The 16550-nt window shown below is 36.6% G+C and carries 27 protein-coding genes and 1 pseudogene; 2 read left to right on the top strand and 26 right to left on the bottom strand.

The window, feature by feature from the left end:
• Positions 1–189: transposase (locus OE749_RS08455; RefSeq protein ID WP_263712001.1), on the top strand; the 189-nt coding region annotated here is incomplete at its 5' end.
• Between the two features lie 120 nt (positions 190–309).
• Here the strand turns inward: OE749_RS08455 and OE749_RS08450 are convergent.
• From OE749_RS08450 to OE749_RS08370, 17 genes are all read right to left on the bottom strand, one after another.
• Complete coding sequence (locus OE749_RS08450; RefSeq protein ID WP_263712000.1) at positions 310–825, bottom strand: immunity 63 family protein; 516 nt, start codon at positions 823–825, stop codon at positions 310–312.
• A 40-nt stretch (positions 826–865) separates the two neighbouring features.
• Positions 866–1066 (bottom strand): RNA 2'-phosphotransferase, encoded by a 201-nt coding sequence (locus tag OE749_RS08445; protein WP_263711999.1) that lies wholly within the window; start codon positions 1064–1066, stop codon positions 866–868.
• Positions 1067–1141: 75 nt separating this feature from the next.
• Positions 1142–1546 carry a hypothetical protein gene (locus tag OE749_RS08440; protein ID WP_263711998.1) on the bottom strand — a complete coding sequence of 135 codons (405 nt, stop codon included), beginning with the start codon at positions 1544–1546 and terminating at the stop codon, positions 1142–1144.
• A gap of 378 nt (positions 1547–1924) precedes the next feature.
• Positions 1925–2170: a hypothetical protein gene (locus OE749_RS08435; RefSeq protein ID WP_263711997.1), complete on the bottom strand. Its 246-nt coding sequence runs from the start codon at positions 2168–2170 to the stop codon at positions 1925–1927.
• Between the two features lie 119 nt (positions 2171–2289).
• Positions 2290–2799 (bottom strand): SMI1/KNR4 family protein, encoded by a 510-nt coding sequence (locus OE749_RS08430; RefSeq protein WP_263711996.1) that lies wholly within the window; start codon positions 2797–2799, stop codon positions 2290–2292.
• A 263-nt stretch (positions 2800–3062) separates the two neighbouring features.
• Entirely contained in the window at positions 3063–3335 is a 273-nt protein-coding gene (locus OE749_RS08425) for a hypothetical protein (RefSeq protein ID WP_263711995.1), read from the bottom strand.
• Between the two features lie 37 nt (positions 3336–3372).
• Positions 3373–3753, bottom strand: a complete 381-nt coding sequence (locus OE749_RS08420) for a barstar family protein (RefSeq protein WP_263711994.1) — start codon at positions 3751–3753, stop codon at positions 3373–3375.
• 197 nt (positions 3754–3950) lie between these two features.
• Positions 3951–4556, bottom strand: a complete 606-nt coding sequence (locus OE749_RS08415) for a DUF4291 domain-containing protein (protein WP_263711993.1) — start codon at positions 4554–4556, stop codon at positions 3951–3953.
• Positions 4557–4577: 21 nt separating this feature from the next.
• Positions 4578–5207: a hypothetical protein gene (locus OE749_RS08410; RefSeq protein WP_263711992.1), complete on the bottom strand. Its 630-nt coding sequence runs from the start codon at positions 5205–5207 to the stop codon at positions 4578–4580.
• Positions 5208–5346: 139 nt separating this feature from the next.
• Positions 5347–5679 (bottom strand): hypothetical protein, encoded by a 333-nt coding sequence (locus OE749_RS08405; RefSeq protein ID WP_263711991.1) that lies wholly within the window; start codon positions 5677–5679, stop codon positions 5347–5349.
• 172 nt (positions 5680–5851) lie between these two features.
• Complete coding sequence (locus OE749_RS08400) at positions 5852–6277, bottom strand: DUF6911 family protein (RefSeq protein WP_263711990.1); 426 nt, start codon at positions 6275–6277, stop codon at positions 5852–5854.
• Positions 6270–6599 (bottom strand): cytidine deaminase-like fold-containing protein, encoded by a 330-nt coding sequence (locus tag OE749_RS08395; RefSeq protein WP_263711989.1) that lies wholly within the window; start codon positions 6597–6599, stop codon positions 6270–6272. Before OE749_RS08395 ends, OE749_RS08400 begins: the two co-directional genes overlap by 8 nt.
• Positions 6600–6802: 203 nt before the next feature.
• Positions 6803–7006: a hypothetical protein gene (locus OE749_RS08390; protein ID WP_263711988.1), complete on the bottom strand. Its 204-nt coding sequence runs from the start codon at positions 7004–7006 to the stop codon at positions 6803–6805.
• Between the two features lie 214 nt (positions 7007–7220).
• The gene (locus tag OE749_RS08385; RefSeq protein ID WP_263711987.1) at positions 7221–7640 is read right to left on the bottom strand and encodes a hypothetical protein; all 420 of its coding nucleotides are present in this window, start codon (positions 7638–7640) and stop codon (positions 7221–7223) included.
• Between the two features lie 131 nt (positions 7641–7771).
• Positions 7772–8083, bottom strand: coding sequence for a hypothetical protein (locus OE749_RS08380; RefSeq protein WP_263711986.1), 312 nt, complete (start codon positions 8081–8083; stop codon positions 7772–7774).
• 185 nt (positions 8084–8268) lie between these two features.
• Positions 8269–8982 carry a hypothetical protein gene (locus tag OE749_RS08375; protein WP_263711985.1) on the bottom strand — a complete coding sequence of 238 codons (714 nt, stop codon included), beginning with the start codon at positions 8980–8982 and terminating at the stop codon, positions 8269–8271.
• A 312-nt stretch (positions 8983–9294) separates the two neighbouring features.
• Positions 9295–9615: a hypothetical protein gene (locus tag OE749_RS08370; RefSeq protein ID WP_263711984.1), complete on the bottom strand. Its 321-nt coding sequence runs from the start codon at positions 9613–9615 to the stop codon at positions 9295–9297.
• 365 nt (positions 9616–9980) lie between these two features.
• On the opposite strand from OE749_RS08370, the pseudogene OE749_RS08365 reads away from it, so the two are divergent.
• A pseudogene (locus tag OE749_RS08365) lies at positions 9981–11052 on the top strand (IS3 family transposase).
• A gap of 202 nt (positions 11053–11254) precedes the next feature.
• Here OE749_RS08365 and OE749_RS08360 read toward each other — a convergent pair.
• The 9 genes from OE749_RS08360 to OE749_RS08320 all read right to left on the bottom strand — a co-directional run bounded on the left by OE749_RS08360 (position 11255) and on the right by OE749_RS08320 (position 16549).
• Positions 11255–11632 (bottom strand): hypothetical protein, encoded by a 378-nt coding sequence (locus OE749_RS08360; protein WP_263711983.1) that lies wholly within the window; start codon positions 11630–11632, stop codon positions 11255–11257.
• A gap of 430 nt (positions 11633–12062) precedes the next feature.
• The gene (locus OE749_RS08355) at positions 12063–12464 is read right to left on the bottom strand and encodes a hypothetical protein (RefSeq protein ID WP_263711982.1); all 402 of its coding nucleotides are present in this window, start codon (positions 12462–12464) and stop codon (positions 12063–12065) included.
• Between the two features lie 177 nt (positions 12465–12641).
• A complete protein-coding gene (locus OE749_RS08350; RefSeq protein WP_263711981.1) occupies positions 12642–13193 on the bottom strand; it encodes an RNA 2'-phosphotransferase in 552 nt (183 codons plus the stop codon).
• Between the two features lie 36 nt (positions 13194–13229).
• Positions 13230–13589: a hypothetical protein gene (locus OE749_RS08345; protein WP_263711980.1), complete on the bottom strand. Its 360-nt coding sequence runs from the start codon at positions 13587–13589 to the stop codon at positions 13230–13232.
• Between the two features lie 270 nt (positions 13590–13859).
• Positions 13860–14204 (bottom strand): hypothetical protein, encoded by a 345-nt coding sequence (locus OE749_RS08340; protein WP_263711979.1) that lies wholly within the window; start codon positions 14202–14204, stop codon positions 13860–13862.
• Between the two features lie 287 nt (positions 14205–14491).
• Entirely contained in the window at positions 14492–15040 is a 549-nt protein-coding gene (locus tag OE749_RS08335) for an SMI1/KNR4 family protein (protein ID WP_263711978.1), read from the bottom strand.
• 56 nt (positions 15041–15096) lie between these two features.
• Positions 15097–15531: a hypothetical protein gene (locus OE749_RS08330; protein ID WP_263711977.1), complete on the bottom strand. Its 435-nt coding sequence runs from the start codon at positions 15529–15531 to the stop codon at positions 15097–15099.
• Positions 15532–15601: 70 nt separating this feature from the next.
• Entirely contained in the window at positions 15602–15910 is a 309-nt protein-coding gene (locus OE749_RS08325; protein WP_263711976.1) for a hypothetical protein, read from the bottom strand.
• A 261-nt stretch (positions 15911–16171) separates the two neighbouring features.
• On the bottom strand, positions 16172–16549 hold the full coding sequence (locus OE749_RS08320; RefSeq protein WP_263711975.1) for a hypothetical protein: 378 nt from the start codon (positions 16547–16549) through the stop codon (positions 16172–16174).
• Position 16550 lies beyond the last annotated feature (1 nt).

Raw genomic sequence — 16550 nt, 5'->3', positions numbered from 1 at the left:
TTTAACGGTTCATTCAGACGAGAGTTCTTGGATGTATATCTGTTTGAGAGCATCACTCAAGTCAGAGAGATGTCTTGGTTCTGGCGGCTGGATTACAACGAAGAAAGAACGCATGAAAGCTCAGGTAAACTACCACCGGCAGCTTACCGAGCTAAACTGGAAAACTCTAATTTAGAACTGTGTCATTAATGGGGAAGTGGACACTTTACTCATCAGTTACCTCCTGTAAATTTAGGTATTGGATGTCCCGTTATAATTCACATCGAGTTTAAGAAGTGGTTGGTTCGTGTTTTGAGATGCTTCTAAAGCCTATTTCCCCCTCTCAGGTAGAGGGTATTTTTCACACGCTAAGCGGTAGGATTCATCGGCTGCATACCCTGTCGAAACCAAATATTTGCTATACTCAACCCTCTTATTAATATCATCATCATATGGATTGCTCTCCAAAATACTTTCAAGTTCTTTTGCTCTTTTGGTAGCCCACGTCTCACTTAAAACTTTAAGCAATTGAATACTTTTATTAAACGCAGTTCTTCGGGAATCTTGTTCATGATTTCGGTTTCTCTTCTCGTACTCATAACCCAACTCTGATGCTACTCCACTTAGAATCCAGTACAGCAACTCATCTAGCTCACCAGTAGTCTTTCTATTCAACTCTACACCCCTCTCAGAAGAGACTAAGTGATACTTAGTATCATCCATTTCGATGTGATGACCTCCGTTTCCAGCAGGTTTATCTGGCAAACTTAATTTTTCCAGAGGAGCGCCTATCATTGTCCCCAAAAAATTAACCTTTTCTCTTATTACTTCTATATCTTTCGTCATTATTCGCCACCATTACCTTTCTCTACCGAGTGCTCATTACTTAGACGAGCCAAACACTATTGTCAGACAAAAAGATTGTGTGGCCTTGTTCAGCCATACTGGCTGAATCAATTCTTAACACGATAGATTTACCGTAGTGCTGCCCGACTGAACTAGCCGTCGTGATATCAGCCGATAAGTGCACATGATGCCGTTTTCCGGATACCACACCCTGCGCCAAAATTGAATCTAAATATCGCATAGCTGTACCAAGCTTCTACCCCGATTTACTCACAACAACATTGAGAATTTCATTCACTCAGACACACTAAAAAGTTCATAACTTCGCAATTATATCTTCCTCTTCACTCGTCAAATCCAGCAGGCGTCTTTCATGGGGAATGGATTTCAACCTACGTAGAAACCAATCGGAGACTATTTTTTTCTTCATTTCATCTCCATCATTTTTCAGAATATGAAAAACCAAAACTTTATAATTTTGACTACGACCAGTTAAATGGGAATTTATCCAGCCACAAAAAGCAATGACCTCATCACAGTTGAGTAAACTATAAGCCTCTTTAAAAACTTCAATTCTCACATTATCATCAGCATCATCTAAAAAGCGTTTAACAAAATCATTCCAAGCAGCATATTCATTTCCTCGAGAAGGTTCTGCGAATTGATAATTACCTCTTATAACGTCCAAGAAGTTATGCACTATTTCATTTATAGGATACAACTTAATCGTCCTTCAACCTTATACATACACGGCTGCACTTATCTATTGCAACAGGTTCAATTGTAATTCTCTGCCTTGCTTCACCTAATGCTCTTGGTCCGCCCAAATCATTATGGTGGTCTTATCTTTTAAGTATCTCCAAAATACTTTTTAGATCGGCAAGCTCAAAGTCAATACGATAACTACTTCCGTCATTCGCTTAATAACCGTCCTTCCTAGGAACACTTTCAATAGTTAGCCTTTTCTTAACTTCTGCGTTGCTTAGCTCAATGACACCTTGGGTAAATATTACCCTCTACCCTGAAAGCAATTGTGTTCCATTTTTAAAAAATATCGTTTGAGATAAAAAACCTTTAAAAACTAAAAACGTTTCAACATCTAAACATATTTTTTCTTTAAATCTTTATACGTCATCTTATCCTCTTTAACCATAATGTATTCCTTTTCCGTAATATTAAACTTAGCCATCTTTGTTGAAAAGTGTCCTATATCCACTTCAAAAAAATACATTTCATCCTCAGCCCATACGCGCCAATAATCACCAATAACCTCTCCTTTTTTAAACTGTTTTTCATGAACAGAAAAATGCTCTTTTCCGTAAACTATTTTTAGCTTTTTAATCACCCTTCCCTACCTCTAAAAAATGGAGTGCTAGTTAAGCATTAACATCCTCCTTCAACAGTCAAAGCTTAATGAGCTATGACCTGCTATTCACACATTGGTCATTACTCCTCAAAGGTAATTCAGATGATCGCTAGTAAATCACCTCTTGCCAGTGTATGTCCGTCTGGCTCATCTCTTGAAACGATATCTTTCAAGAAATCAACCAGATCAAAGCCAGCTTCCGAAATGGTATTAGTATTTGAGTCGAATCGAAATACGGAATCACATTCATCAATTGCAGTTTGGACAAAGTAGTATTGAGTCTCATATTGAAACGAAAAAACAAATGGCTTTTTCAGATAGGAAAAATGCCCAGCTTCTTGCATTTGATCAAAAAAATCGGCTTGAAATAACAAATGTTGTCTTACTTTCCATGTTGGCCTGTAGAGCTGAATATTGTGATCTCCAATTACCCCACCGAAAGTTCTACCCACTTCAGACAGAAACAGACGCAACTGTCCTTTCGCATCAATATTGTAAAGCTTCTCTATCTTTAAGATTTCCTCTTCCGAATACCCTTCTAGTGATATGTTATTGATGGCTTCATTAGAGTAGAAATCTCCAACTATTGAACTCAGAAATACGCTCATTGCTGATTCCTATTAGTATTACTTCAAGTTGTTGCCCGCCACCAGACCGGAGTTGCCTTTTGTTTAAGCTGACTAAGTAGTAAGTGACATATAGCTACCTTTGAAGTAAGCTTCACTATCAAATTTGCGCTTATATGCATTAAGTAGTGAATCACTTTCAATCTGTAAACAGATAGAGATCTGTTGCCGCCGTTGGCTCGCTACCTAACAATTTGAAATTGGGGTCTTGCCATAGCGCGGAACTCTTCTAATTTTTGCGTCAATCAGTCTGGAAATTCGAACTCTTGTGCTAAAACTTCGATTGTATCTCCACTTTGAATTTCAACTTTAACTTGAATAGCGCCGTTTATACTTTCAGATTGGGTAACTTTACTGACAGACACACTATTCCCCCATTCAAGCTCTCGAGGTATAGTAATTTTTCTTAACTTATGTGCTTTGATTACTTGAATATCGCTTTCGCTATCACGAAATGAGAGTGTTGCTAAACCAGCTTTCCAAAAAACACTGATCTCTATTAATGTCCAATCATGCATTGGTATTTTCTATTAGTTTTATGGCTTATTGACTAGGCTATTGTGAATTAAAAAAATTCAATATCTTATTTTTATGCTTCAAATAAAAATACACTTCAAACGAAACTTCTGAATCAGCCTCCCAATTAATAATAGCATCGTGTAAAATTTTCAAATATATATCCAGTTCATTACTTGGTAGATGAGGTACTCCATCATGGATTAATATTATATTTTTTTTGGAAAGCCATGAAAAATCTGTTAAACAGTCATCAAGTGCATTCCAGTTAAATCCAAAATAATCTGGAAATTCAAGTGTATGAAACAAGCACTCTAACAACCGAAAACTATTCGAAATATCTAACTCTACGTTTCCTATATGCACATAATTTTTATCAAACTTAGGAAACTCTTCTACAAAAATAAACTTACAACTCATATCAATGATGACAGCTAGCTTGAAAAATACCGACCCTTATATCTGAATGAAAAAGTGGTCTATGTTCCCCTATGTTTCATTCTATTAACAGAGCAAATCACTCTACTACTAAATGTGTCTCAATTGCTTAAAAAGAGATAGCTATAATCACGTTTTGAATGAAAGCCAATGATAGATGTGATGCTCATTGTGGCTGTCTAGGATGTTGTAAGCATGCCAATATGTTCAGCCAATTCTTTACTCACAATATAGGGCTTCTCAACCGGCAACAATGCGCGTGCTTTATCTATCTGGTTTTTATCAACTAGTGCTTTGAGCTGAGTTGAAAATTCTGTCACATCTGAAATGTTAACTATCCATTCATTGATATACTGCTGAACAGCTTGGTTTGATAATCCAATTTGAATTGCCCTATGGTTCAATGGGTTTAGGTTAATATCTCGTTCTGGGTCCCACTGAATTCTTACGGGTGTAGTTCTTTTTATCTCTAACCACGCTTCCTTATCTTCAAACTCTTTTGCTTTTCCGCTCAAAACGCTGTTTTCTAGTGCCCACTCAAACCCTTCTCTTGTAATATCAATCGCCAATATTCTATTTTGGCCACAGTCTTTTTGTCCCCAACCTGAACGGTACATCATCCATAAGAAAGACGGCTTAACCCATGTCATCCGCTCTAGTTTAAATGGCGGAGCGACAAATGTTCCTTTATCCAATGCAGCATTTGCGATAGCATCATTGTATGCTTGATAGACGCGTATTGTGCTATCAGTATAAACTGCACGAATTTGCTTTTCGGGAATCAATATTTAAATTCCTCCATTAATTTATGATAAATCTTTTGGGAAAAAACATATCGTTTCATAGTTAAAGTCATCTTTAATCCAATACTTTTGCTCGTCTGGGATCAAGCTTAAAAAATTCTTATTAGCTGCATCCCAATCTGGATAAGCTTGACTCTCATGAAACCTGTCTCGGTCTAAATGAAAAAACTGCTTTTCATCAAAATTGATATAAAATAGTGGGAACCTAGAGGCCATCTCATTCCATTTTAAAAATTCATTACTGTTTAATTCTTCTCTCTGAGGAAAATCAGGTTCAGATGGCTTCAATTTTCTCCTCAATGTTGTAAGAAGGCTTTCATCAAAGTTGTAGAACATTAACTCTTTCATCTGCTCAAACGTAAAGAGTGTAACATCGTCATGGGTAACATAGTCTATAAAATTATCTGTTGTAATTTGGTATACTCCGCCACGATAACTTCGCTTAATTTCTTCATATTGCTCCAGATTTAAGCTGCCATCTGTAAGGCCTATTCGCATATTAACATCTGGGTTTAAAGCAAAATTTTCTTTGTAATTCATAACCCAGTAGAACTCTGAATTATGAATAAAAAGGCCAATTGCATTATATCCAGACCACAAGTCATGGCTTATCTTGTCCATTTTGGCTTCCATATTTATTTAAAAACTCCTCTTGTGTATAGACTTTTGCTTTCGACGAATGCTCTTCCAGTAAAGAGTCCCAAACTTGGGGTAACTCTATAGGCAAACCTGGTTTAGTTTTAGGGAAAGGTCATCAAGGGCTCTAAATTTTTTATAAATTTGCTAAATCAAGTGCAACAGCTAATTTAAGCCTCCCAATTTTACTCAAGTTTTTTCGATATTCTTTAATAGAAATTATTTCTAAGTGTGCTTCTTTATCTTTATCAAACTTGTCAACTTCTACTTTTACGACAAGTAACTTATTTATTAAAATGATATATATATCCTCTCCCTGCTCTGGAATCCAATCGAGAGGATAGAAAGTAGAAAAGTCTGGAAAGTTGCTAACTAACGCTTCCAAAACCCTCTTCTTTTCGACATCTTCAAAAAGAGCATTTTGAGATTGAATTAACGATTTTTGAAATTCAACTTCTCTATCTTTCATACTACTTTAATTTCCATAAAATCATTTAAAAATTTTTAACATCATCCACCCCACACCTACAGAATAAACCTAATCAACATTATTAATAAAGATATTGAAAATAATCTAAATATACACGAATAAAATTACAATAAAATTTACGAGTCGCCTAATTTATTACAATTTGAATAAATTAGAATTCCTCCAATACAAAATAATCACTAACTTCATCACTATTATTTTCTAAAAAATCCGAAACCACTGAAAAAACAAGGTTAAGATCTGACACAACACAATAACTAGGAAAAGGTTCTCCCATAAAGTATTTAATCTTTTGTCTATCCTCTTGCATCCCATTCATTGTATAGAACGTAATGGTTCCATCACTAGCAATAACTCGTATAGACAGCAAAAATCTTGAACTGCAAAAGCTTAATTCAAGTGTTTGCTTTTCACCGCTTTCAAAATGCTTTGAAATTTCTAATACTCCTTCAAAGCTAAAATGCTTAAAATAAACTTGATGCAATTCATGAAAAGTAGGGGTTGTCATCAGTGGAAACTGCTGACGCTGTCCCTTCTGATCAATATAAAAGCCACCAGCCTGTACTCTACTAATCATTTTTCACCTTTATACTCTTCATTCCCGGTACCCAATAGTAAGTAATAGGTAAACCTGTCTTATTGTCTACTGCTCTTACCGTTAATTCTTTTAATCCAGCTTTTTTAGCTGCCGCGGCTATATCACCTATACAATAACCACAAACATTTTTTCCTGTAACACTGATAGTCATACTTTTGCCCATAGTGATACCTGCATCAAATGCTTGTTGAATAGCCCCTATCTCAGCGTGAGCTGTCCCCATATTTCCATTTGAGAAATGCCTATTTTGTTTTTCAATTTTAACTTGAATTCTATCATTTATGATAGTTGGTTTAGACAAATCTGAAAGTGACGATGGTCGAGATCTTCAACTAACATACATCAAGTAAAAGATTTCCCATTAAGAAGATAAAAGTTAAGTTCGCTATTTAATTTTTTCTCCATCCAGACTGAATTCTCTCCTTCTGAATACCACAATTGAATCTAAACTCGGCCATGATAATTCCTCATTAGTTATAACGATTTCAAACTCATATCTAAATTTCAGTATATCCTCTGCAGTACTTCATATTCTACTTCAAGATCTTCTATTTCTTCTAAATCCTGCGCATCCTCTTCTTCTAGAACTATAGTGACAATCCACATTTCTTTCTCTAATCGAATCGACACCATTCTAAAGTTAGGGGAAATAACCCCAAGCAGCGCCTGTGTTAAGAGCACAGATTGATTTAATAAATTTTCTTTCAATTTTATGGCTTTCTATTAGGATTTTTTTGTAAAAACTAGGCGATTTTAAGCCTTTTATTACAAATATATTATTCCGTTGTATGCTTTCACCGGACTCAACCTCAGCAACATGCGTTCCAGTAACAGATTCCACTTTGATAATTGGGAAACCATACTTGTTTTCTCTGGTGATTTGGCAGCCCCGGAGTTGAATGAATCTAATGCCTTAATCCATTTATAACTCTTTTAACCAACTACTGACATTACCAACACCCTCTATCGCATACCAATTAACTGCAATTAAATAGTCACCATTTTTATTCGAAACAAAATACTCCATCCCATACGCATTTGCGAACAAATCGCAGAGTAAACGACCATCTTCAACCATTATTACGTTTTCACGCTTATCCCCTTTTTGCTCAAAAAAAACATACACCGGCTCATCTTCAAGGTTTTTTGAATAACTAAATTCATGGTTTTCCAAAGATGTTGCAGTAGCACTTTCACCAATTGAAACGTGGCCTGTAATTTTAAACGGTTTGAATTTGTTAAGTATCAATTCTATATAGGTGCTCCCCCATTCTTTAGGCATCAAACTGATGTTAACGCCTAACTCTCTACTTACTCTTGACAGCTCTTCATAATTATCCATGGTTTTTAAGACCTAGTGACTTGAGTTTCAATCACGAAAAAACAAATATTCAACCTGTTTATTCTCACAGGTGAATTTGAAATAGGTAGTATATAACTGCTAGTGTGAGACAGTTGGTCAGAGTTTACTACTCAATATTCAAAGTGCGTTTTTGCTTCCCTATTTTCATCTATAGTTAGAGTCATTGACTTCCAATCACCCCCAGTCTGAGATTTCATCATTGAATGGAGCATCAATACTAACCTCATATTTTGTAGCCGATTTTTTAAAGAGATAGCACGATTAACTATGCTTCCGTTCAATGAAAATACAAACTTAGTATTCACGGATTGCTCATCAACTTCAAATTTACACTCTAGATATTCATACCCCGTATCAGCCTCCACATCCAATATTTTTGATAAATTTTCGAGTATTTCTACCTGATTATTTATTTTATTCACCTCACCCTCCAGCTTGATTTAAAAAAATCTTTGTGAAAGTTTCGCTGTTTATAGAATACTCTATTGATAAGCCATCTGGCCTAGAAGAACTTGATTTGACCTTTCGACCTCTTAGCTCTTGGTCAAATTGGTAAATATTCTGTTGTTTTCGATTAGTACACTAAGCCCCTAAATAGCTTAGGTTATTATCCATAAAGCGCTTTACGTAACTTTCTTTGCTCTACAATACTTCTATCGTCAACAAATGAATTAAAGGGCTGACTCAGCATATAAATATCACCTTGAAGATATGTTATTTTTGCTCCGCTTTCGTTTGATATGTATTCAATACTTTTACCAATTCTTTCTAAGAAGCGCTCTGACAGCCACATTTTGGCTCCTATTGCCTCTACATATCCCACACAGAGCTTACGCAATCCAGCGTTTTTACTAATATCAATCTCGAGCTGCTCTAACGGTGGTGGCAAACCATTAGATTTCATTAAAAGTCCCTTACAAGATTTCCCTCTTGATTTATACTCAATTGGGTCACTTACATTCTGCCAATAATTAAAATCTGTATCTACAATCCAAGCTTGGACAAAGCCTCTTAATTTAATAAATTTTTTAATCCAAATACGCCACCAATCATCAACACTTTTTTTCGACTCAATTTGGACTAGAATTTGTTCGTAATTAGTAACTGTGACCATATGAAATTCGAAAGTTTCGCTAATGATATTGAACGCTTTTCCTTTTAACTTTTTGATCTCTTCAGACATCTTAGAAGGCTTAACATTCTTTCCGTAAATGGTTAGAGAGTGACTATCGTCAATACTACTCAATATATTTGCTATTTCGTTCCAAACCTGGAGCGGCTCTAATGCACCAAGCTCGTAAATAATCTCTATTCTCTGCATTAATTTTAAAACTCTCTGATTATTACGTTAATACCTTGCTGCTTACCATATTGCACTAAGATTGCATCATCTTCTACTGCCTTCCTACTTAGTTACTTCCATAATTAGAGGTTCCCGCCATTTCACTCACCGCCAACAAATTCATTTGATTGCCCGCAGCCAGTGTGGCATTTTGCCCTGCGATGAAAGACGCACCTTCTGATTCGAGGTTGTTGCCGACTTTAATGTTAAGGGTGTTGTGAGATGGGTAATTAGAAGATAAAGATTAGAAAATTTAATAGCTCAGCTTACCGTTTGAGCTTTGAAAAGCATTTAGCTTTTAATAACCTCTGGTAACGCACCATGCAAATACGCGTAAGTATCAATTACTGCTTGCACATCCAACTCTGACGATTGATTGACTGCATCTTCACACAACGGGATTAACCAAGTTACGTTGCAAATTTCTAGATGCTTTTTATTTCTGTCACTCAATACATGCTCGGGACTGAAGCTACCCCCTATACTCCCCATACCTTTTCCTTCAGTCAACCCAATTGGGAAGTCGCCACATCGCGAATTTAACAAGACCTGATAAGGGGTACTTCTCTCAACATCTGTTTCTTTATAACCTTCCCCTAACAAATAAAGCATTTTAACCTCATTAGAAATTCAAATATCATGTAATCAGAAAGCTAACTCATCTCCTAAGACAAAAGGAAAAATCTACGATACTTTCTAAAAATTATTCTTCATCTTGCCCCCGCGAGCAGGCTTTTGACCATCACACATTTATCGCTCGAGAGCCTGAACCGTGCTTGAGATGGTTAGTGATGCATTTCAGACTTGAGTGAAAAACACCTAAGTAAGGTTATTAAATAATCGCCTTACTTCCATATAAAATGTCTCTTTCATTTTTAGTTCTCTCGAGAATTCAGTAGCTCTTGACCCTTCCCCCAAATTTAACACCATGACATTGATGAGATTTCCAATAAACTGGAGACAATGGAGATCTTAAGATGAAGAAACGTTACAGCGAAGAACAAATCATAAAAGCCATTAAGCAGCATGAAGCCGGAGCCAAGGTTGACGACATCTGTCGTGATATGGGCGTATCCACCGGCACGTTTTATAACTGGCGAAGCAAATACGCGGGACTTGAGGTAAACGAAGCCAAGCGACTCAAGGAGCTAGAGTCAGAGAACAATAAGCTCAAGAAGATGCTGGCTGACAAGTTGTTGGAAGTCGAAGCCATGAAGGATGCGTTGTCAAAAAAGTGGTGAAGCCAGCTGCAAGAAAGCCCGTTGCCCGCCACTTGATGGAGACATTCAAACTGAGTGAGCGTGTTGCGTGCAGGCTAGCTGGCGTGAGTAGGACAGCGTTTCGCTATCAGCGTAAGGACAAGGGCGATGTTCCTATCAGAACAAGGCTCAAGGAGCTTGCGTCGCAGTATCCACGGTATGGCTATCTGATGCTGCATGGCCTGCTCAAAGGTGAAGGCTTGGTCATCAACCGGAAGCGTACTTATCGGTTGTATACCGAAGAAGTATTGCAGGTCAGAACCAAGAAGCGTAAGAAGTTGACGCGCCCCAGGCAGCCGATGGAAGTGCCAACCGCAGCGAATGAGCGTTGGTCGATGGACTTTGTATCCGACCAATTGGCCAATGGAAGGCGTTTCAGCGTACTCAATGTGGTTGATGATTACTCGCGAGAGATGGTGGGCCAGTTAGTCTCTGTTTCCATCAGCGGCAGGTAGCTCGTTTTCTGAGTCAGTTAATTGAGCAACGTGGTAAACCAAGGAAAGTGATTTGCGACAATGGTACGGAATTCACTAGTAAAGCTATGTTCTTCTGGAGCAAAGAGTCAGGAGTAGAGCTTGGGTTTATTCAGCCAGGTAAACCAACACAAAATGCCTTTGTGGAAAGTCTCAATGGAAAATTCAGGAATGAATGTCTGAATCAACACTGGTTCAGAACGATTGAAGAAGCAAAGTATGAAATTGATCTGTGGCGTGACCATTACAACCATATTCGACCACACAGTTCACTGAATTATTTACCGCCTGTTGAGTATGCAAAACGGGCAGCATAATATGAAAAATCTCATCGAGAGATTGGTATTAATCTCGGGGAAAGGTCACTCTATTTGATGCCAAACCTAAACAATCTGACCTAAGCACTTTCAAAACATTTTCAAGCACGTCTTTATCCTTACTCATGTAAACAGACTGAACCAAAACTAAAGCATCCTCATACCTTTCACACCTACTCAATTCAATTATTTCATTTTTCAATCAGTACTCCTTAAAAATATTAATTTTTATAAATCTTATTTTTTCTTCTAAAAATTTACCTACTGCATCTTTATCTCCCTCAAAGAAGTCATCCCAAAAGCTAGGTGTTACCCAACCTTTAGGTGTTAATTCAAAATAAACACCAGGAAAATAACTCACTACCCAATTATGAGGAATAGATTCACTTTCTATCTCAAAAAAACTCGCATCAAATATCGCTGGCGTGGCCCCATCATCACTCAGCAACCTATATTCAACATTTCCACTCTCAGAGATAATAAGAGATAATACTGGATATAGTTTGCCCACAGTCAACCAAGAACTCTTTTCTATTTCTAGACCTTTGTCATCTACCAAATTAACACATTTAACCTTCATCAATCCCTCCCAAAATCTTTATTGAATTTCACTTTATAGTCATGTCTATAAAATACCTTCCCAGTAACATCATTTTTATAAAAATATATTTTAAAATCTCCAGACTCAGACTGATACGATACATCCTGCGTATTTATCTGGAAAAGATAAACTCTCAGAGCAGTGCAGTTAACAGCGCTATAGTTGAAGGTTGAGCTGGCTCCATTACCTTTCTAATTTAAAAAGTTGGTGGCATATTTTTCACTTCACATCCATGCAAAGAGTTAAAGGCAATAACGTCAACCTCCTTAGACAGAAACTGAAAAGCCAAGGTTAAAATTAATACTATCCTTGCGTTATACCCCGAGTCTGATAAGTGCGGCCTATGTTTTAAACAATCGCGAATTATTAATACTATTGCATTTTTTATAATTTCTCATTTTACTGTAATTTACCAAAATATAGGAAAATCATCGACAGCATCACACAACCTGTAAAATTCATCATGTTCTAGTTCATAGGTAATAGAAAAATTAACCTTTGGAGCGCTAAACTCTCTAACTACAACGCATAATTTGAGTTCATACTTATCTGGATTTGACAAAACTTCTATTTCAAAATCACGATCAAAGTCTGATAGAGTTGCTCGTTGCGATTTCGCATACCGCATTTTTTTGATTTGATCTATCCAAACTTGAAATTCCTTACAACCAAACCAAAAATTAGTACTTCTGAGCTCTAAATCAGTTGCGTTAAAATGCAATTTTACTGAGGCATCAAAAAGCAACGAGGGTGTTCTTTCGTCAAACTCAATCAAGTTAAAACTTAATGATTCATGAACTTTTAACTCCATAAATTAATTCCCGCTTTTTATTGGTCTAGCATGAACAACTGTAGGTAATTGCCCCTCCTCGAAAGGGGGGCCAATCTCTACTTCCCAACCATCAATAGTTGATTAAAAAAATGAGTGGCCTATGTTTCATTTAACATCCATGCAATGAGTTAAAGGTAATAACACTAATTTCCTTTCTTAACCTTCTACGCTGATAAAGGTAGCTGGTACGCTGTCGACAAGCCAAACGCTATTATCAGACAAAAAGAATGTATGACCTTGTGCAGCCATACTGGCTGAATCAATTTTTAATACGATAGGTTTACCGTAGCGCTGTCCTACCGAACTTGCTGTCGCAATATCAGTTGATAAATGCACATGATGCCGTTGTCCAGATACCAAACCTTGCGCCAAAATTGAATCTAAAAATCGCGTCGCTGTACCATGATATAAAATCGATGGCGGCTTTTTCGAGGTAAGATTCAAGTCAACATCAATTGAGTGGCCTTGGTTAGCTCGGATTTTTAAGCCATCGTCTGAAATTTTAAATCTTCGCTTATCGCTCGTTAGAACAACATCAATGATTAGACTCTCGGATAGCTTTATTTCAGGTTGGGCCTTGGCTATAAGCTCTGAAATGCTGGCCCATCCCTCAGAATCTAATTGCAAGTCGATATCCTCTGGACAATGCCGTAACACATAGCTTAAGAATTTACTCGCATTTTTAAGTTCAGTTTTAGATTTAGTCATAATCGTTACTTTGCCTACAAAACCAGAAAATAAAATTTAATCCATACACGCTTTTTCATACCATGCATCGAAATCTTCTTCTTCATAAGAAATTTGCTCATTACCAAGATCAATCACAATGACTTTAGGATTTCCAGTTACGCAGTCACCATCAAAAAATGCAGCCCAATCATTTAACTTTGCAAGGGGGATTAACTGTCTATCCCCTATATTTTTCCACTTTTTATAGTTATTCCTTAACTGCCATGTCAATTCAGCACGGGGATTATTCGCATCTTCAAACATCCAAATAGTTTGCTTCTTCTCTGTACCATTAGATATGTCAATGTACCTCTGTGGATAGCTAAAGTTATTCGGCAACAAATCTGCCGAGTAGGGTTTGAATGTTTTTTGCATTAGGGTGTTCCTGTAATTTCTGGATCATATATAGAGCCATTGGAAAATTTATTCGACCAATCTGAGGGAGTCCCTCTCATTAAACTTTGGTTTTGAACCCTAAACTTAATTACATTTAACTGAACAATATAGAAAAGGCGTATTGGTCTACTCAAAAACCCCTTAACTATGGTAAAAAATCACCAAATAAAAACAAGATCATTGTTGAATAGAAAAAATTTTACACCTCCCTAATTTTCATACCCACAACGCCAAATAGTGTACTATTCATTATGCAATCAAGGTTGACCAATTTACTTTTATCTCTGGCTCAACGAATATTTGAACCTTAGATTTTGCACCGTCAAATTTGAAGTTACATAAAATATATTGTCCTGACGCATCCCTTTGGATTTTTAACTCTTCTGCCCCTTCTTGGCAAACGCTCACTATTACAGCGTCTCCGATGGAGAGATTGATCTGGACTGAGCCCTGTATTTTATGGAATGAAAAATCTAAAACCAATCCTTGGGTATCTATCTTTTTATAAAGAAACACCCCTTCAAATAATGCTTCTTTATCAGGTTCGCATTCAAAGAACTCTAACAATTCAAAATCTGTAGGAATTACATTCAATTTTAAGCACTCCAATTATTAATTTGTTACCGAGCCCTTAGGTGTAACTATAATAAACTGCCCCGCTCCACCTTGTGATGTCCACTTCACTTTTATACATCTTGGACACCACAAAATCAGTCCTTGTACTTGCTATATAAGCCGCTATAAATTTATTAGTTCATGGTCTTACTATAATCTTATCTACTTGTCCCGATAGAAATACCAGCCACCCGTAAGCTAGACTAAAAATTTATAGATTATTTACACTGTAATAAACGGAGTATGCAAGGATGACATCTAACTTTTTACTTTCCGTAAATAATATTCCCATCCAAATCGAGCACCTCATTATAAGGTATTAAACCCGACAAAAATTCATAAAAACTATCAAATAATTTAACTTCTTTATAATTATCTGATTCTATAAAGATTATAGGAGGCTCTATAAAGTTACGCTCCCTGTAGTCAAAAGCCAGCCACGTATGCCCATCACCATCGAATGCAATTATTTCTTTCGATATCCCCCAATCATGAGCTGTGGTCGAAGACTGCATGATACTATAATCTTCTCTCAGACTTGTGGATACACCAGCGATTGATTGAACTTCCCAAAATCCGTCACCCAGATAATAGTGAAGCTTTTCTGGCACTGGGCAATTGACTTTGAAAACATACCCATCTTCTAAATCCCCTCCATTCCATGTCTTCATTAAATTTAAGTATGATAATGGGAATTTTATCCCTAAACTATTTTCAACTTTTTCTATTTCTATCTGGGAAAGTTTAGAGTTACGACTTTCCCACCCTTCAGTATCAAATAACATTTTTCTCTTAATTAAATTAGCATCTACCATTAGAATCTGCCTGACTTGCTCAAGCCCTTCTTATATTAGGGGAAGTGGACACGACGTCATATTGAGGATTCAAATTCTGTTTCTGGCAGCGTTATAACGACTTCTGAATCACTTGATTCTGGTAACTGCAAAAAAACCATCCAAGCGGATATAATCAGTTTAAACTCTTTCAGAGTAAAAACGCCCTCCGGGTTATCCATCCAATCGTCATTAACAAGAATGTTGACTTGAACTTCATTTTTAGTCACAACAATCTCTACATCTTCTCCCTCGATAAGGACTTGTTCTTGACTGTTAGTTTCAACCTGCTCAATCAGCATCAAAAGCCTTTTACAGTCAGATATCCCATTTGCAAAAAACGACAAAGTATTCAACAAATAATGTTGACGACGTTTATTTGGAATATTGCCATCCACTGATTGCAATCTATAAAAAGATTCTCCCACTTTAGGATGATAACCTGCACTTTTATTATAAAAACGGTACTTCATAAATGTTAATCTCTTTACGGAGTGATTAAAGAAGTGGGTGACCTATGCTTTGCCAATCATCTATTTCAGCTTATATGCTAGTCGATTTACGTAATCGTTCTGCTATTTTCACGAACTCGTCTGCGGTATATCCACATAAGGTTGGCATTTCCCAATCAAAAAACTCTTTATTCTCAACTGCATGTCGAATTAATGCCGCCACTCCAAATATCTCTTCAGGTGAAAGTGTACCGCCCGCATATTCCTTCTTAATATGTTCAGCAATATTTTTGGCTACGTCTTCTACAACCGCAGTAGTAATTACTAAATCGGATTTTTTTTCACTCACAAACAATGCTTTTGAAATAGCATTAATCAATCGCGAATCAAACTCACTCATTGGACATTCCTTAACGTCGATTTACTCACTATACAGATAAGCTTATACAAAACATTGAAAATAAATAAACTCACACGAGTTTAGATTTTAGAGGCTTTGATAATTAGCATCTATTGCAACAAAAAAACAACCAAATCAGTTAAAGCAAGACACTAATTCGCGGTTAGTGCACTTAAGATGAAAGCTCATCTGGCACGGAAACATAACCAACATATAAATTATATAATAAGAGATGCAATATCAGTCTAAACAATCTAATCTTCACCTAACATGACCACTCCTAACAAAAGAGCCTTGTTGATAGTCATATTCTAGTGAAAACTGATGCATATTGCCCTCTGGACAAACAACTATAGTAAACCCATTATCTGAGTCAGACGAGATTCCATCCATTTTAAAAGCAGGCATGTGCTTACCTGGATGACGTATCTGCGATATCAACCTCCCATTCAGATCTAAAATAGAGCCAACGACACTATCTGCTTCTACATAACCGTTCTTAAGTTTGACCAGCAAACTTTTCGCTTTATTAAAGTAATAACTGTAATTTCGATCATAATTGACATTTAGGTTCACCACACCGTGAATGGAATAAAAAGCTCTACTTTTATGCTCATATTCAACAAATAAATATGTCATT

Source organism: Fluctibacter corallii (assembly GCF_025751585.1).
Taxonomy (GTDB): Bacteria; Pseudomonadota; Gammaproteobacteria; order Enterobacterales; family Alteromonadaceae; genus Fluctibacter_A; species Fluctibacter_A corallii.
Note: the sequence above shows the minus strand (reverse complement) of the source record. Positions and strands in the feature narration are given on the sequence as shown.

Excerpts from the sequence above, each read along its gene's own strand:
- OE749_RS08420 (WP_263711994.1), bottom strand. The coding sequence starts at position 3,753 with ATGAGTTGTAAGTTTATTTTTGTAGAAGAGTTTCCTAAGTTTGATAAA.
- OE749_RS08450 (WP_263712000.1), bottom strand. The coding sequence starts at position 825 with ATGACGAAAGATATAGAAGTAATAAGAGAAAAGGTTAATTTTTTGGGG.
- OE749_RS08320 (WP_263711975.1), bottom strand. The coding sequence starts at position 16,549 with ATGACATATTTATTTGTTGAATATGAGCATAAAAGTAGAGCTTTTTAT.
- OE749_RS08410 (WP_263711992.1), bottom strand. The coding sequence starts at position 5,207 with ATGGAAGCCAAAATGGACAAGATAAGCCATGACTTGTGGTCTGGATAT.
- OE749_RS08345 (WP_263711980.1), bottom strand. The coding sequence starts at position 13,589 with ATGCAAAAAACATTCAAACCCTACTCGGCAGATTTGTTGCCGAATAAC.
- OE749_RS08375 (WP_263711985.1), bottom strand. The coding sequence starts at position 8,982 with ATGCAGAGAATAGAGATTATTTACGAGCTTGGTGCATTAGAGCCGCTC.
- OE749_RS08425 (WP_263711995.1), bottom strand. The coding sequence starts at position 3,335 with ATGCATGATTGGACATTAATAGAGATCAGTGTTTTTTGGAAAGCTGGT.
- OE749_RS08445 (WP_263711999.1), bottom strand. The coding sequence starts at position 1,066 with ATGCGATATTTAGATTCAATTTTGGCGCAGGGTGTGGTATCCGGAAAA.
- OE749_RS08330 (WP_263711977.1), bottom strand. The coding sequence starts at position 15,531 with ATGAAGTACCGTTTTTATAATAAAAGTGCAGGTTATCATCCTAAAGTG.
- OE749_RS08405 (WP_263711991.1), bottom strand. The coding sequence starts at position 5,679 with ATGAAAGATAGAGAAGTTGAATTTCAAAAATCGTTAATTCAATCTCAA.
- OE749_RS08370 (WP_263711984.1), bottom strand. The coding sequence starts at position 9,615 with ATGCTTTATTTGTTAGGGGAAGGTTATAAAGAAACAGATGTTGAGAGA.
- OE749_RS08400 (WP_263711990.1), bottom strand. The coding sequence starts at position 6,277 with ATGATTAGTAGAGTACAGGCTGGTGGCTTTTATATTGATCAGAAGGGA.
- OE749_RS08355 (WP_263711982.1), bottom strand. The coding sequence starts at position 12,464 with ATGGAGTTAAAAGTTCATGAATCATTAAGTTTTAACTTGATTGAGTTT.
- OE749_RS08325 (WP_263711976.1), bottom strand. The coding sequence starts at position 15,910 with ATGAGTGAGTTTGATTCGCGATTGATTAATGCTATTTCAAAAGCATTG.
- OE749_RS08350 (WP_263711981.1), bottom strand. The coding sequence starts at position 13,193 with ATGACTAAATCTAAAACTGAACTTAAAAATGCGAGTAAATTCTTAAGC.
- OE749_RS08360 (WP_263711983.1), bottom strand. The coding sequence starts at position 11,632 with ATGAAGGTTAAATGTGTTAATTTGGTAGATGACAAAGGTCTAGAAATA.
- OE749_RS08385 (WP_263711987.1), bottom strand. The coding sequence starts at position 7,640 with ATGGATAATTATGAAGAGCTGTCAAGAGTAAGTAGAGAGTTAGGCGTT.
- OE749_RS08430 (WP_263711996.1), bottom strand. The coding sequence starts at position 2,799 with ATGAGCGTATTTCTGAGTTCAATAGTTGGAGATTTCTACTCTAATGAA.
- OE749_RS08335 (WP_263711978.1), bottom strand. The coding sequence starts at position 15,040 with ATGGTAGATGCTAATTTAATTAAGAGAAAAATGTTATTTGATACTGAA.